The organism is Bacteroides sp. An19 (assembly GCF_002160215.1).
GTDB lineage: Bacteria > Bacteroidota > Bacteroidia > Bacteroidales > Bacteroidaceae > Phocaeicola > Phocaeicola intestinalis.
This window is the reverse complement of sequence record NZ_NFKD01000016.1, coordinates 28,249-42,924: the sequence shown is the minus strand read 5'-3', so window position 1 is coordinate 42,924 and position 14,676 is coordinate 28,249. Positions and strand designations below refer to the sequence as shown.

At 39.5% G+C, this 14,676-nt stretch carries 15 protein-coding genes and 1 tRNA gene; 6 read left to right on the top strand and 10 right to left on the bottom strand.

Features of this window, described 5'->3' with window-relative positions; translation table 11 throughout:
* The first annotated feature begins 14 nt into the window (after positions 1 to 14).
* The 3 genes from B5F25_RS08555 to B5F25_RS08545 all read left to right on the top strand — a co-directional run bounded on the left by B5F25_RS08555 (position 15) and on the right by B5F25_RS08545 (position 3,837).
* Positions 15 to 1,259, top strand: a complete 1,245-nt coding sequence (locus tag B5F25_RS08555) for an ABC transporter permease (protein WP_022039060.1) — start codon at positions 15 to 17, stop codon at positions 1,257 to 1,259.
* Positions 1,260 to 1,401: 142 nt separating this feature from the next.
* A complete protein-coding gene (locus B5F25_RS08550) occupies positions 1,402 to 2,502 on the top strand; it encodes an efflux RND transporter periplasmic adaptor subunit (RefSeq protein ID WP_022039059.1) in 1,101 nt (366 codons plus the stop codon).
* Positions 2,503 to 2,514: 12 nt separating this feature from the next.
* Positions 2,515 to 3,837, top strand: a complete 1,323-nt coding sequence (locus B5F25_RS08545; protein WP_022039058.1) for a TolC family protein — start codon at positions 2,515 to 2,517, stop codon at positions 3,835 to 3,837.
* Between the two features lie 204 nt (positions 3,838 to 4,041).
* On the opposite strand, the gene B5F25_RS08540 is transcribed toward B5F25_RS08545, so the two are convergent.
* The 5 genes from B5F25_RS08540 to rsmI all read right to left on the bottom strand — a co-directional run bounded on the left by B5F25_RS08540 (position 4,042) and on the right by rsmI (position 7,646).
* Positions 4,042 to 4,857, bottom strand: coding sequence for an SDR family oxidoreductase (locus B5F25_RS08540; RefSeq protein WP_022039057.1), 816 nt, complete (start codon positions 4,855 to 4,857; stop codon positions 4,042 to 4,044).
* A gap of 28 nt (positions 4,858 to 4,885) precedes the next feature.
* Positions 4,886 to 5,335 carry a transcriptional repressor gene (locus B5F25_RS08535; protein WP_022039056.1) on the bottom strand — a complete coding sequence of 150 codons (450 nt, stop codon included), beginning with the start codon at positions 5,333 to 5,335 and terminating at the stop codon, positions 4,886 to 4,888.
* 21 nt (positions 5,336 to 5,356) lie between these two features.
* Positions 5,357 to 5,848: a DUF4251 domain-containing protein gene (locus B5F25_RS08530; RefSeq protein ID WP_087208766.1), complete on the bottom strand. Its 492-nt coding sequence runs from the start codon at positions 5,846 to 5,848 to the stop codon at positions 5,357 to 5,359.
* A gap of 239 nt (positions 5,849 to 6,087) precedes the next feature.
* Positions 6,088 to 6,942 (bottom strand): hypothetical protein, encoded by an 855-nt coding sequence (locus tag B5F25_RS08525; protein WP_022039842.1) that lies wholly within the window; start codon positions 6,940 to 6,942, stop codon positions 6,088 to 6,090.
* Between the two features lie 29 nt (positions 6,943 to 6,971).
* Positions 6,972 to 7,646: a 16S rRNA (cytidine(1402)-2'-O)-methyltransferase gene (gene rsmI / locus B5F25_RS08520; RefSeq protein WP_022039841.1), complete on the bottom strand. Its 675-nt coding sequence runs from the start codon at positions 7,644 to 7,646 to the stop codon at positions 6,972 to 6,974.
* Positions 7,647 to 7,829: 183 nt separating this feature from the next.
* On the opposite strand from rsmI, the gene B5F25_RS08515 reads away from it, so the two are divergent.
* The 3 genes from B5F25_RS08515 (at position 7,830) to B5F25_RS22445 (ending at position 9,738) form a co-directional block, all read left to right on the top strand.
* Complete coding sequence (locus B5F25_RS08515; protein ID WP_022039840.1) at positions 7,830 to 8,435, top strand: thymidine kinase; 606 nt, start codon at positions 7,830 to 7,832, stop codon at positions 8,433 to 8,435.
* 120 nt (positions 8,436 to 8,555) lie between these two features.
* A tRNA-Lys gene (locus B5F25_RS08510) sits at positions 8,556 to 8,628 on the top strand.
* 243 nt (positions 8,629 to 8,871) lie between these two features.
* Complete coding sequence (locus B5F25_RS22445; protein ID WP_239414034.1) at positions 8,872 to 9,738, top strand: Arm DNA-binding domain-containing protein; 867 nt, start codon at positions 8,872 to 8,874, stop codon at positions 9,736 to 9,738.
* Positions 9,739 to 9,835: 97 nt separating this feature from the next.
* On the opposite strand, the gene B5F25_RS08500 is transcribed toward B5F25_RS22445, so the two are convergent.
* The 5 genes from B5F25_RS08500 to B5F25_RS08480 all read right to left on the bottom strand — a co-directional run bounded on the left by B5F25_RS08500 (position 9,836) and on the right by B5F25_RS08480 (position 14,664).
* The gene (locus B5F25_RS08500; RefSeq protein ID WP_087248957.1) at positions 9,836 to 11,179 is read right to left on the bottom strand and encodes an MATE family efflux transporter; all 1,344 of its coding nucleotides are present in this window, start codon (positions 11,177 to 11,179) and stop codon (positions 9,836 to 9,838) included.
* Positions 11,180 to 11,305: 126 nt separating this feature from the next.
* Positions 11,306 to 11,809, bottom strand: a complete 504-nt coding sequence (locus B5F25_RS08495; RefSeq protein WP_072530493.1) for an HD domain-containing protein — start codon at positions 11,807 to 11,809, stop codon at positions 11,306 to 11,308.
* A gap of 39 nt (positions 11,810 to 11,848) precedes the next feature.
* Positions 11,849 to 12,559, bottom strand: coding sequence for a DUF542 domain-containing protein (locus B5F25_RS08490; RefSeq protein WP_087248939.1), 711 nt, complete (start codon positions 12,557 to 12,559; stop codon positions 11,849 to 11,851).
* Positions 12,560 to 12,650: 91 nt separating this feature from the next.
* Positions 12,651 to 13,523, bottom strand: a complete 873-nt coding sequence (thiD, locus tag B5F25_RS08485) for a bifunctional hydroxymethylpyrimidine kinase/phosphomethylpyrimidine kinase (RefSeq protein ID WP_072530490.1) — start codon at positions 13,521 to 13,523, stop codon at positions 12,651 to 12,653.
* Complete coding sequence (locus tag B5F25_RS08480; protein ID WP_072542228.1) at positions 13,516 to 14,664, bottom strand: aspartate aminotransferase family protein; 1,149 nt, start codon at positions 14,662 to 14,664, stop codon at positions 13,516 to 13,518. The genes thiD and B5F25_RS08480 overlap by 8 nt, the downstream gene beginning before the upstream one ends.
* Positions 14,665 to 14,676 lie beyond the last annotated feature (12 nt).

Sequence of the window (14,676 nt, the reverse complement as noted above, 5' to 3'; positions counted from 1 at the left end):
GAAATATTTAAGTTATGAAACAGTTCGATTTAGATGTTTGGGAAGAGATATTGGTTACCATTACCCGTAACAAAACCCGCAGTTTGCTGACAGCTTTCGGTATCTTTTGGGGGATTTTTATGCTCATTGCACTGATGGGGGGAGCGCAAGGCATGCAGCAGATGCTTTCGCGGGAATTTGAAGGATTTGCCACCAATTCAGGATTCATGGGTGCGAACAAGACCAGCAAGGCTTATAAAGGATTCCAGCAAGGACGGTACTGGGATTTGGAAAATAGTGATGTAGACCGTGTCCGCCGGAGTGTAAACGAAGTAGATATTATTACTCCCAGCTTGGCAAAGTGGGGAGTGGATGTGATTTATAATGAGCAGAAAATTTCGGGAACATTGAAAGGGCTTTATCCCGAATATGGCAAGATAGAGGAACCGATGATTACTTACGGACGATACTTGAATGACATGGATGTGAAAGACCGGCGCAGGGTATGTGTCATAGGAAAACGTATCTACGAGACGCTTTTTCCCGGTAAGGAGAATCCGTGTGGAAGGTTCATCAAGATTAATGGCATCTATTATCAGGTAATTGGAGTAAGTGTTTCATCGGGGAATATTTCTATAAACGGGCGTTCGGAAACTTCTGTGACTATCCCTTTCACTACGATGCAGCAAAACTATAACTTCGGGCAAAAGGTGCAACTCTTGTGTTATACCGCCCGCAAGGGATACTCTATCAGCGAGGTGGAAAAGAAAGTGGCACAAGTGGTGAAACGTGCGCATTACATTCATCCCGATGACAGCCAGGCAATGATACAGGTGAATGCAGAGGCTATGTTCAGTATGATGGACAATTTGTTTTCGGGTATCCGTATCCTGGGATGGATGGTAGGATTAGGTACCCTGCTTGCAGGTGCCATCGGTGTGAGCAATATCATGATGGTAACGGTAAAAGAACGTACGGTGGAAATAGGTATCCGCCGTGCCATCGGTGCCCGGCCGAATGATATTCTGCAACAGATTCTTTCAGAAAGCATGGTTTTGACCATCCTTGCCGGTATGGCGGGAATTGCTTTTGCAGTCTTCTTGCTGAATGTGGTCGAGGTAGGAACTTCCGAGCCGAATGCACCCACACATTTCTTGATTAGTTTTTGGGAAGCTGTCGGGGCATGTGTCCTTTTGCTTTTCCTTGGCTTGCTTGCGGGACTGGCTCCTGCTTATCGTGCAATGTCGGTAAAGCCGATTGATGCGATTCGTGACGAGTGACGCCTACCACAGACTGCACTGATTTAAAAAATAAAAACGGGAATAGAAAATTTGCCATAAGAGTGCACAGACGAGGAAATCTTTTTTATCTGTGTAATCTGTAGTGAACAAAAAAAAGAAACAAATAAAAACCATAACCTATATGAAGAAGTTTATGAAAATTGCTGTACTGGTTCTGATAGCCATTGTGTTTATTGGGACATTTGTATTTCTTTATCAGAAATCGCAGCCGGAAAAAGTGAGTTATCAAGTGTTGAAGGCAGAAACCAAAGACTTGGTACAGACTACTGTTGCCACGGGAAAGATAGAGCCACGTGACGAGGTGGAAATCAAGCCACAAATATCGGGTATCATAGCTGAAGTGTATAAAGAGGCAGGACAGACCGTGAAAGAAGGTGAGGTTATTGCCAAAGTAAAAGTGATTCCTGAACTGGGCACACTTAATGCGGCAGAGAGCCGGGTCCGGCTGGCAGAGATGAACGGCAAACAGGCAGAAATCGATTTGGAACGTATGGAAAAACTTTACCAAGGTAAGCTGGTAAGTAATGAAGAATACGAAAAGACGTTGCTTGCTGCCAAACAGGCACGTGAAGAACTTCAGGCAGCAAAAGACAATCTGGAAATCGTGAAAGAAGGCATTACGAAAAACAGTGCTTCATTCAGTAGTACGTTGATACGTTCTACGATTACCGGATTGATATTGGATGTACCTATCAAGGTGGGAAATTCGGTGATAATGAGTAATACCTTCAATGACGGAACGACGATTGCTACTGTGGCAGATATGAGTGACTTGATATTCCGTGGAAATGTAGATGAGACTGAAGTGGGACGTATCCGCGAAGGGATTCCAGTGAAAATCACCTTAGGAGCCTTACAGAATATGAAGTTTGATGCCGTATTGGAATATATATCTCCTAAAAGTACAGAAAATAATGGCGCCAATCAGTTTGAAATCAAAGCTGCTATCGATGTGCCCGATAGTGTGACTATCCGTTCGGGGTACAGCGCCAATGCAGAGATGGAATTGCAACATGTTGACGGCGCGTTAACTGTTCCCGAAAGTGCCGTCGAATTTAGCGGTGATTCTACTTTTGTTTATGTATTGACAGACAGTGTGCCTGACCAGAAGTTCAAACGCCAGCAAATCGTAACAGGTATCAGTAATGGCATCGATACGGAAGTGAAACAAGGATTAAAGTCCGGTGACAAGGTTCGCGGACTGAAAATAGAAGACCAATAAATATTCGCGATGATGAAATTCAGTTATTTATTTATAGGGATAGGAGCCATGTGTATGCCTGTGCATGCTCAGCAGGCATGGACATTGAAGAAATGCATTGATTATGCCATCGAACATAACCTAACCATCAAGCAGCAGGAAGCTTCTGCCGAGCAGAGCAAGATAGAACTGAGCACAGCGAAAAACAGCCGTCTGCCCGATCTGAACGGAAGTGCATCGCACTCTTTTAGCTTCGGCCGAAGTTTGCAGGCAGACAATACTTACAATAGCATCAATACCCAAAATACAGGCTTCAGCCTTTCTACCAGTGTACCGCTTTTTACCGGATTGCAGATTCCTAACAACATTGCCCTCTCGAAACTTAACCTGCAGGCGGCTCTTGAAGACCTGAATGCTGCTAAAGAAAATGTCAGTATACAAGTGGCATCCAGTTATTTGCAGGTCTTGTTTAATGACGAATTGGCACGTGTGGCGCACGAACAGGTCGACCTCAGCCGTGAAATGCTGGTACAGCGCGAAGCTTATTTCCGAAATGGCAAGGCCTCGGAGTCGGAACTATATGAGGCTAAGTCACGCGTGGCTCAAGATGAGTTGTCGGCAGTGCAGGCAGACAACGACTATCAGTTGGCATTGCTTGACCTCAGTCAACTGCTTGAGTTACCTTCTCCTGACGGATTTGCTATCGTTTCGCCCCAAACTGATGCCGTGGAGAATTTGGGCACCCCGCTTCCACCTGCTGAAATCTATGCCGATGCCTTGCTGATAAAGCCTGTCATCAAGGCGGCGCAATATCGTTTGGAAGGAGCACAAAAGAGCATCCGCATCGCACAAAGTGCTTACTATCCTCAGCTGAGTTTAGGAGCAGGGTTGAGTACTAATTATTATAAAATGTCAGGCATGGACAATGCAGGCTTCGGTTCACAGCTGCGAGATAATTTTAGCCAGTATGTGGGGCTGACATTGAGCATCCCTATCTTCAACCGTCTGGCAACGCGCAATCGTGTACGGAGTGCACGCATCCAACAAACTACGTTGGGATGGCAACTGGAAGATAGCAAAAAAACTTTGTACAAGGAAATACAACAGGCGTATTATAATACGTTGAGTGCGCAGACACAATACACCAGTAGCCGTACTGCAGCCGAAGCTGCTAAGGCATCATTCGACTTAATGAAAGAACGTTACATGAATGGCAAGGCGAATGCTACCGAGTTTAATGAGTCGCGCACGGCATGGATGCGTGCGGTGTCCGATCAGCTGCAGGCGAAATACAACTATATCTTCCGCTTCAAAATACTAGACTTTTACCGTGGCGTGCCTTTGGAGCTGAAATGATGTGCTAAATTTCTTGGCAGTACTGATTCAGAAAAAGGATAATCCTCTTCGTTGAAGAAGATTATCCTCTTTTTTTGAATGTTCGCATAGAAGAAACTGTTTTGAACTTATCATGTGCTGATTGGGGTTTGCAGACTTTCATTTTTTATATGTCGAAACACATAGGATTTATAAATTTGTAATGGTGAGTACACCTGTAGTTAATCAGACGCCGCTGAATGCGCTGAAGCCGCCGTCTACAGCCAATACAGCACCCGTGATGAAGCTGGCAGCATCACTACATAAGAACTGTACAGCACCGTTCAGTTCAGAAATATCACCAAACCGCCGCATCGGGGTTTTGGCAATGACCTTCTTGCTACGGTCGGTTAACGAACCGTCGGGGTTTATCAGGATGGCACGGTTCTGGTTGCCGATGAAGAAACCGGGGGCGATGGCATTGACACGGATTTTCTCGCTGAACTTGATTGCCATTTCCTGTGCCATCCAGCGTGTAAAGTTTTCTACAGCACTTTTCGCCATTGAATAACCAGGTACACGGGTGATGGATTCGTAGGCAGCCATCGAAGAAACGTTAACGATAGCACCACTCTGTTGCTTTGCCATGATTTCACCGAACACCAGACAAGGGTAAACCGTTCCGTTCAGGTTCAGGTCAACCACTTTGTCCAAATCTTCAACTTTCATGTCGAAGATGTTTTGGTCTACTGTCAGTGTACCACCTGGAATATTTCCTCCTGCGGCATTGACCAAAATGTCTACTCGTCCCCACTGGGCCAGTACTTCGTCTTTTACTGCATTCAGACTTTCAATGTCGAGTACGTTACATACTGTACCTCTTATTTCACCTCCTGTCTGTTTCAGGCGTTCTACAGCTGCATCTACGCGGTCTTTGTGGGCACCGATAATGATTACTTTAGCACCGGCACGTAAAAAACCTTCTGCAATATTACTCCCTAACACACCGGAGCCGCCGGTTACGACGGCTACTTTTCCGGCAATACTGAAAATTTCGTTCATAATGTTTTTACTTTAATTAAATGGATATTTAGATTGGTTGTTTATTCGCTTGCCTGCGTTGACGAGTACAATCGCGGCAGATTCCCTTCGCCATATAGTTGATACTGTGCATGTCGAAACCTTCGGGCAGATTTACCACAGGAATGTGTATTCCTTTAAAACAGAATGTACGGTGACACACTTCGCAATAAAAATGCGTATGCATGTCGTCAATGCTGCATGCATTTTCTCCCGAACAGATTTCGTATTTCAGCGACCCGCTGCCGTCTTCGATGTCATGTATCAGATGGTGGGCAAGAAAAGTGTTTAAGGTACGAAATATAGTTGATTTATCAACCGTTTCGAGTATTGTCTCTAAGTCAAGCAACGAAACCGGATGTTCAGCTTCTACCATTGCCTTGAATACTAAAAGACGTATGGAAGTAGGTTTTACGCTTTTCTTTTCCAGCCGGTCAATATAGTATTGGTTATTTTCCATAAAAACGGATATCTTTATTTATTATTGCATTTCTTCGGCCACTATTTCTCCACTGTAACGGATTGGTTGCCTGTTGTGCATCGTGACAGAAACCGTTACAGAACCTCCTGTAGAAATGTCGAGATAAAAATCGAAAACATCTTCTTCGGTTTTCGAAGAAAAGCGGACTTCGTATCCTTTCTTTTTCTTTTCAAGGCAAAAGCCCGTAATTTCCGATTGGAAATGTAAGCCTTTTCCACCTCCGTAAGGCACCGAGTAAGCTCTTCCGAAATAGGGAAGATATACGTCTACCGAGTCGTTTTTCATCTTCAGGCTGTAAGAACTTGTCAACGGAATACTCCTTCCCCGCATGGGATAAGCCATCGATACATCTACCGTGAAACAACGGTTGTCCAGTTGTTTCTCAATGTAAATTTCGGTTGTATCCTTTTTTGTCTCACTTGCCTGCGTTCCGGCATTTCCGGTCAAGCATACACATGCCCAAAGTATGAAAAGCAAACAGATTTTTCTCATTTGTTTTTGTTTATGCTGATTTCGGATTGCAAGTTAGCTAAAAAAAATGAGAACTTACCTTATAAAATGAATAATTGTTTGGATAAATAAAGATAAACTTAGGTATTTGGCTATATTAGATTGGATAATTTTGTTTGGAGAAATTCAAAACAACTCCGAAGTGTTGGTGTGAGAGAACATGTAAAATGAATTGTGCCCAACATTTATCGGGCACAATTCATTGTTTAATATGAGCCGTGTTAACGTACTTGGATAACCAGATAGCGTGATACACTCCAGAACTGGCTGGGGTTTGTGATTTTCAGAGTCAACTGTCCTTTGTCATCTTTTACCAGTTCGTATGAACCTTCAGGATGTGTAGTCAGCAGTTCAGCGCGTTTGGAGTAAAGTTTGATTTCTTTGTCCTGACGGATATCAATTTCAGTAAAATAATCCTTGTTAAATTCGTTATCTTTTAATACATCTCCACGTTTCAGGATTTTCTGGTCTTTCAGTTCCGATTTTGTTCCGAATACATACCAGGCAGTATTCAGTGCCTTGTCTTGTGCCACTACAGTTTCTGTTTTGGCTTCATTTTCTGCCGTCAGTTCGTCTACGTTTTTGTTCAAGTCGGCTACAGCTTCATCCAGTTCAGCAATGCGGATGTTTTTCGAAGCCAGTTCTGCCTGCAAGGTTTCTATTTGCTTTTGTTTCGATTCCAGTTCAGCGGTCAGGTTCTGGATTGCTTTTTTCAGTTGTGCAGACTGGTAGTTGCTATTTTGCAGCTGTTTCTCCAGTTCTGCAATTCGTGCACGATTGGCTTGCAATTTCTGGCTGATGAAACGGATATCTTCCTTGATTTTCTCTGCACTCGATTTGCTTTCCATTGCATCACCTTTCAAGTCAACACGGTTTTCGGCTTCATTAATTTCGCGGAAGCCTTCTTGTATCTCGTTGAAAGCTCCCATAATCTCATCGAGTTCTGCATCCCGATTAGACAATTCCAGCATCAATGAGTCGTTTTGAACTTGTAATGCGTCTTTTTTCTGCCCCGAATTTGTACAGGAAGCCAATAAGGCTGCTGCGCATAGCGAAAATAAAACAACTTTCTTCATAGTTTCTTATCTGTTTAGAATTTATACTTTTATTTTTCTTTCCCTGCAAGTATGATTACTATTTCTCCTTTAGGTTCGGCAACGGTGAAATGCGCTATTACTTCTGCAAGCGTCCCTCGTACGCTTTCCTCATGTATTTTTGAAATTTCCCGACAAACAGAAACCTGCCGTTCTTCACCGAAAAGTTCGGCGAATTGGGTTAAGGTTTTTACCAGCCTGTATGGAGATTCATAAAATATCATCGTCCGTGTCTCTTCTGCCAGTGAGTTCAAACGTGTCATCCGTCCTTTTTTCTGAGGCAAGAAACCTTCGAAACAGAAGCGTTCATCCGGCAGTCCTGAGGCTACCAATGCCGGAACAAAGGCTGTTGCCCCCGGCAGGCATTGCACTTCGATGCCGTTCCTTACGCATTCGCGGACAACCAGAAATCCCGGGTCGGAAATGCCTGGCGTGCCTGCATCCGATATCAAGGCGATGTTTTCTCCAGCCTTGAGCCGCGTGATGATGCTCTCCAGTACCTGATGTTCATTGAACTTATGGTAAGATTGCAGGGCGTTCTTGATTTCGAAGTGCTTCAGCAGAATACCCGATGTGCGGGTGTCTTCCGCTAAAATCAAGTCGACCTCTTTCAGCACCCGTATGGCACGCAATGTCATGTCTTCTAAATTGCCTACTGGAGTAGGTACTACATACAGTTTACCCATATTTGTCATTTATAATATAGCAAAGGTAGAAAGTTTTTGATTGTATGTGTTAATTTGCTCCATTATTTAACAGAAGTTGTATTATTCTAGCCTAAAACATCGTTTTTTAGTCTGGACTGTATTCTTTTTTACTTTAGAAAACGTACTTTTGCAACCGCAATTATTCAAACAGAAGATCATATCATGGTAGTATTTTCAGAAGACCATACACAAGAGACTTTTCGTCGTGGACGAATTGAGGTGATATGCGGTTCGATGTTTTCGGGTAAAACTGAAGAACTGATACGCCGCCTGAAGCGTGCAATGTTTGCTCGTCAACAAGTAGAAATATTCAAACCAGCTATCGACACACGCTATTCGGAGGCGGAAGTGGTGTCACACGATAATAATTCCATTAAGTCAACTCCGGTAGAAACATCAGCGAGCATTCTTTTGCTTGGCTCCGAAATTGATGTGGTTGGTATTGATGAAGCACAATTCTTTGATGAAGGCTTGATAGGTATCTGCAACGAACTGGCTAACCGCGGGGTACGGGTTATCATCGCCGGTTTAGATATGGATTACAAAGGTGTTCCTTTCGGTCCGATACCCGGATTGTGTGCCATAGCCGATGAAGTGACGAAAGTGCATGCTATTTGTGTGAAATGTGGTGATTTGGCATATATTTCTCACCGCACGGTAGCGGATGACAAGCGTGTGTTGCTTGGCGAAAAAGAAGAATACGAGCCTTTATGCCGGAGATGTTACCAAAAAGCGTTACGAGGGAAATCTGGTAGGGAAACAGAGTAAGGAGGTCGGGGAAAGAACCGAAAAATGAAATAATCAGAAAAAAAACTTCAAAAGTTTTGCCAGTTCAAGAAAAGTGTCTATCTTTGCACCCGCAATCAGAAATGATGGCAAAACAGGTTTGATTCGCTAGCTCAGCAGGTAGAGCACAACACTTTTAATGTTGGGGTCTTGGGTTCGAGCCCCAAGCGGATCACTCAAACAAAAAGCAAAACAATGAAAACCGCTGATAATCAATCATTATCAGCGGTTTTTCTTTTTATCCATACCGCAAATTGAAGCAGAATACCGCATCTTACTGGAGGTGAAATAGGTGGACTTAATTTCCACATAAAAACAAGTCCACCTGATTGGATTATATTTCACTGATTTTCTGTGTTTTGCATAAAACAAACTCTTTTCAAAACATGTATTTTTACACCATCAAAAAAAGAAGAGTATGGCAATGCAAAGAAACTATTTTACGGTATTGTTTTTCCTGAAGAAATCAAAGCTGCTAAAAAATGGAGAAGCACCAATCTGTATGCGTATCACAATAAACGGAAAACGTGCAGAGGTACAAATCAAGTTACTTATTCCATTTATGATAATTACAATTTCAGGAACATTCTTAAGACCTCCATTTCTGCTATTTGTTGCAAACTCATCAATAGCCCCTATACCAGGAACAAACATGGAATCAGAAAACAAATGGAAGGATCTGCTTAGGGCTATTAGATATGACAAGTATAACAATAGTTGGTTAATATATACTTCAGATGGAATGTATGAATTTAAAGACTTATGGACCTCAGAAAGAATATCAAGACTAAATACTCCACCCATAAGTGTCATGGGATTAAACGTAATGGAGCAAATCAATGAAGATGAATGGATTATAGGCTCCTTTAGTGGCCTGTATATATGGAATAAAACTTTTGAAACATATTATGATGCTTTAAACAACAATATAGAAGCTCAAAGTTATGGTTTGCCTTTCTCTAATAATCAAGTATCAGGTCTTGTTTTCTACAACAATGAGCAAACAATACTATTTGATTATAATAATGGAGCTAGCACAATCGAATCTAAAAATGGTTTTATCAAAATGCCAGACAAATACAAAACAAGGCCAATGTCACTATGGAATCTGTCTTTAGAAATACATACTGGCAGAATTGTTACCTTTTTAGGAATCATGACATTACTAATACCATGCATATTAGGTATCACAATTATTATAATTCTTATAAGCGGTTGGAAAATAAGTAAATTAAAATGCTTTATTAGGAGTGCAACTTCTTATATAAAGAAAGTATATAAATAATTTTAAAGTTTATCATATAAATAGGGATATACGGAATTAAGTATTGTTTATGCTTTTTATAATAGACAATACTTGTTCCGTATAATGGATATAAAATTCAGTTATTTATTAACAACGATTTTCTATTAACAAACTTAAATGCAGGTAAAAGAAATAATACAGCAAACGTCCAAGCAATGGGGTCTCCAAAACAAATAGCCCAGAATTTGAATATGGGGACTGCAAAAACACTAACAAATGTCCTTGCCAGCATTTCTGATATTCCGGAAAACAAAGCCAGTCGAGTATAACCTACCCCTTGGATAGTATATCTGAATATAAATGAAACTCCCAATACAATAAAGAATATTGCAGAAATCCTTATGAACAAAGCTGCATTCTCAATAACATCAATCTCTGAGGAATCAATAAACAACAGAACCAATTCTTTTGAGAAACTCCAAACAATTATATTCAATATTAAAACACATACTATTACTATTTTTAAAGCTGATTTTATTCCTAACCATATTCTTTCAGGTTTTCCAGCACCATAGTTCTGTCCACTATAAGTAGCCATAGCTATACCAAGACTTTCAAGCAAACAGACAAAAAATATTTTAATTCTCATTGCGGAAGTATATGCAGCAATATAAACAGTTCCAAGAAAATTATTGGCACTTTGCAGCATAATCATCCCTATAGCTATTATTGAAACCTGCAGTCCCATAGGAATACCTATATACAATAACTGCCTTGCAATTCTTAAATCAAATTTTTTATCGTGTTTGGAACCCTTAAGTATATCATACTTTCTGTAAATGTATATATAACAAAGTAAGGCTGATATTCCTTGTGAAAGCACCGTTGCAATAGCTGCACCAGTTACACCCCAATCCAATAAGAGAATAGTCAATAAATCCAATAATATATTTATCAGAGTTGATAAAGCCAAAAACAAAAAAGGTGTTCTACTATCTCCAATAGCACGTAGAATACTTGAAAAAAGATTATAGAAGAAAGTAAATGGAATACCCAAAAATGTAATGAGCAAATATATATAAGCTTTATTCATTATCTTTTCAGGAGTTTTCATCCAACCCAATATATCCGAGCACAACAGGCTTGTTATTATGGCAATCATTATAGACATTACTGCTGAAATCTTCAGACTAATAAAAATATATCTACGCAATGTCAAATAATCATGTGCACCAAATTTCTGAGCCATAGGGATTCCAAAACCACAACAACAGCCTGTACAAAATCCCAATATAAGGGTTATCACAGAAGTACCTGCACCAACAGCCGCAAGAGAGTTTATACCTAAAAATTTACCAACTATTACTGCATCAACTATAGAGTATGTCTGCTGGAGAAGATTGCCCAACAAAAGAGGGACTGTAAAATTAATCAAAACAGTCAATGGAGATCCAGATGTCATATCTCTATTACTTGCTATTTTCAACATACCAGAATTTATATACTTAAAAATGACTACTAAATAAAAAAATCCCCCAGACAGGGGATTCCTTCATTTAGATCTTACTACAATATAAAAACAGTATTCTCAAGCTATATCATAAAATCAGTTAGCTTTCAAATACATATCTTCTAAACATTGTATTCCTGATTGTGTTCTAAATATCTTATTTCTTACATTCTCAATCATTTCAGCAGAGAATCCATCCTCGAATATATTAACAAGAAAGTCTGCTTCAACAAGCAACTGATAATCTATTCCACTGATATTTGTATATGTGTGATGATGACCGACTAACCAACAAACCCGTTCTATCTGTTCACATGTATAATTACCTGTTTTTATCAAGAGTTTCTCCGCTTCTGCCGGACCTTCAAGTTCCTGGTGTTTTCCATCACAAACTCCATACTTCTGTTCACATATACGTATGCCAATATCATGAACAATTGCTGCTGTTTCAAGAATAAAAAGAGTTTCTTCGTCCAATTGTTCTTGTCTTCCAAGCAATGAAGCAAAATTATATACTTTGATAAAATGTTGTATTCGTTTAGCATCACCCCGATAGTATTCTATCATAGAGGAAATTAGCTGCAAATGTGTTGTATTCATAATTTCATTCTGTAAAAATAGGATTTACGTCATAATTAATCATCTTACCCATTCTCTCTCCAATTTCTCAAATTGAGGAAATAGAATATTATTTTCAATGAATATATGCTCAAATAAATCCTCTACAAACGTTTCCAGTTCAACCATCATCTGTTCATAATTTATACAAAGATTTTCATCCGGTACTCTAAAACCGTTTGTAATCTTTCTCAAATGCATATAGCGCATCCTTTCATTTTCATGCTCCATTGTCATTACTCTGATAGGATTTGAAATTGTTCCACAATGCATAGTCTCTATATATTCTTCATTATGTGAAGCATCGAACAATTCATACAAATATGGGAATAACACACTCTCTTCTTTCTGAAAATGCGATTCCAATTCGTGCATTGACAACTTAACCTGATTAAACAATTCATTTAATTCAGGATATTCCATTCCATAATTGTCCTTCACATTCTCAATCATAGAAAGAAGATAAGCCCCTTTTTCCTTTGTATTCCTGTGATGATACTTTATAATATAATCTAAAAGCAAATCTAAAGGCCATAAATAAAATGGTGTTCCCTGATGTGATATATTTTCCAAATCGTGGAGGACTTCATCTATATTAGCGCTATTTTCTCCAGATAAATCTTCCAAACTCATATTTCCATTGCAATAGTCTATCCCATATCTGAAGAAAACAGACGCACTTGCAGAGTTTTCTAAGACAATATCCTTTACTTTCTTACATCTAAGTTCCATAAAATCAATATCTATTTTAAAATATTATGCAATAATCATTTTATATATCAAGATTTCACACTCTAGATAATTAATAACATCAAACAATATATCACCTATTATTTCTGTCTTGAGAGATATTCATTCTATATCTGAGATTTTCTTTCTGTAATTTAGTATAATTCTTGTAGAATGGAAAAACCGGCCCAAAACCTGTCCCGAAAGAAAATTTTGCTCCATAACTTATGGCCTTATGAATAAAATCTTCAGATTTATCTATTGCATCAATAATATTCCATCCTCTTGCTAAATAAGTAGCAATAGATGATGCGAACATATCACCCGTTCCATTCACATTCTTTGTTTTAATTATAGGTTTAATATATTCCCTAAAATCACCATTTTGTGGACAATAAAAATAATCTGCAAGTTTATCTTTATATGGCACAGATTTTATTATCACAGAATTACCCCAAATAGAAAGTTCCTTCAAGTCGTCTAGAATCCCATGTATATTCAATTTTCGCCCGAGTAGAATCTCTGCCTCTCGCATATTAGGTGTAATGATAGTGGCTAGTGGCATCAGTTTCTTTTTATAACAAAAAATAGCTTCATCTTCAAGAAGTTGATCACCCGAGGAACTAACCATAACAGGATCTACCACCAACGGTATACCAGCATAGTTTTTTATCGTCTCAGAGACTTTCAATACCAAATCTTTCGAATACAGCATTCCAGTCTTAATACAGTCGGCCTCGACATCCTCCATAAAAGACTGTATTTGAGACACTACCATATCAACAGGTATTAAACAAACATCCTTTACATGCTCTGTATCTTCATCAACAACACATGTGATAGCCCCTGCAGCGTATCCTCCACATGCAGATATTGCCTTGACATCTGCCTGTATCCCTGCAGAGCCAAGAGGTTCACTACCTGCTATAACAAAAACCCTGTAAGGGACCTTTCCTTCCTTAATCATTCTTACATCCTAATTTATCCAAACAACATACTAACTTATCAATGAAATAATCAACTTCCGACTTTGTAATACATAATGGAGGCAATATTCTCAGAATATTCCTACCAGAATATCCGGTAAAGATATGGTGATTGAACAGAAGCATCTCTCGGATCTTTGACACAGATATGGCAAACTCAACTCCTATCATTAGCCCACGTCCTCTAACATCAGTGATTAATGGCGATTCAATAGAACGCAGTTTGTGTATGAAATAATCTCCCACATTATTTGCATTTTCTATCAGGTTTTCAGTTTTCATGACCTGTATCACCGACAATGCAGCAGCACACCCAAGATGATTACCGCCAAATGTAGTTCCAAGCATTCCCTTACGAGGTTTGAAAACGTCACTTATCAGAACACCTGAAAATGGAAAGCCGTTGGCTATACCTTTGGCTACAGTAATGATATCCGGTTTAATGCCACTCCATTGATGAGCAAAGAACTTTCCTGTACGCCCGTAGCCAGACTGTATTTCATCCATAATTAGAATTGCGCCATATTGTATAGTCAGCTTACGCAATTCTTTAAGAAAATCATCCTCTGGAACTCTTATTCCACCAACCCCAGAAATACCTTCTATTATTACAGCACAAACATCTCCACTACGCAATACACTTTCCACCTCAGCTATATCCATTCCTGAAAAATATACATTATCATTGCAATTAAGAGGAGCTGTGATCAAAGGATTGTCTGTTACCTCTACTGCTGCTGATGTACGACCATGAAAAGAGTTTCTGAATGCTATCACCTTTTTCTTTCCGGTATGGAACGAGGCTAGTTTAAGGGCATTCTCATTTGCCTCAGCTCCAGAATTTACAAAAAATGCACTATAATCAGAATACCCGGAGATTTCCCCCAATTCATATGCAAGCTTCTCCTGAAGTTTATTAACTACTGAGTTAGAGTAAAACATCAGATTCTGCATCTGCTCATACATACATTTTACAAGGTACGGATGAGAATGCCCTATTGATATTACAGCATGTCCACCATAAAAATCCAAATATGAATTACCGTTGTCATCGTAAACATAACAACCAGAACCCCTAACAATATTTATAGGGAATATAGAATAAACATCAAACAAATTCATAATCTAATATTT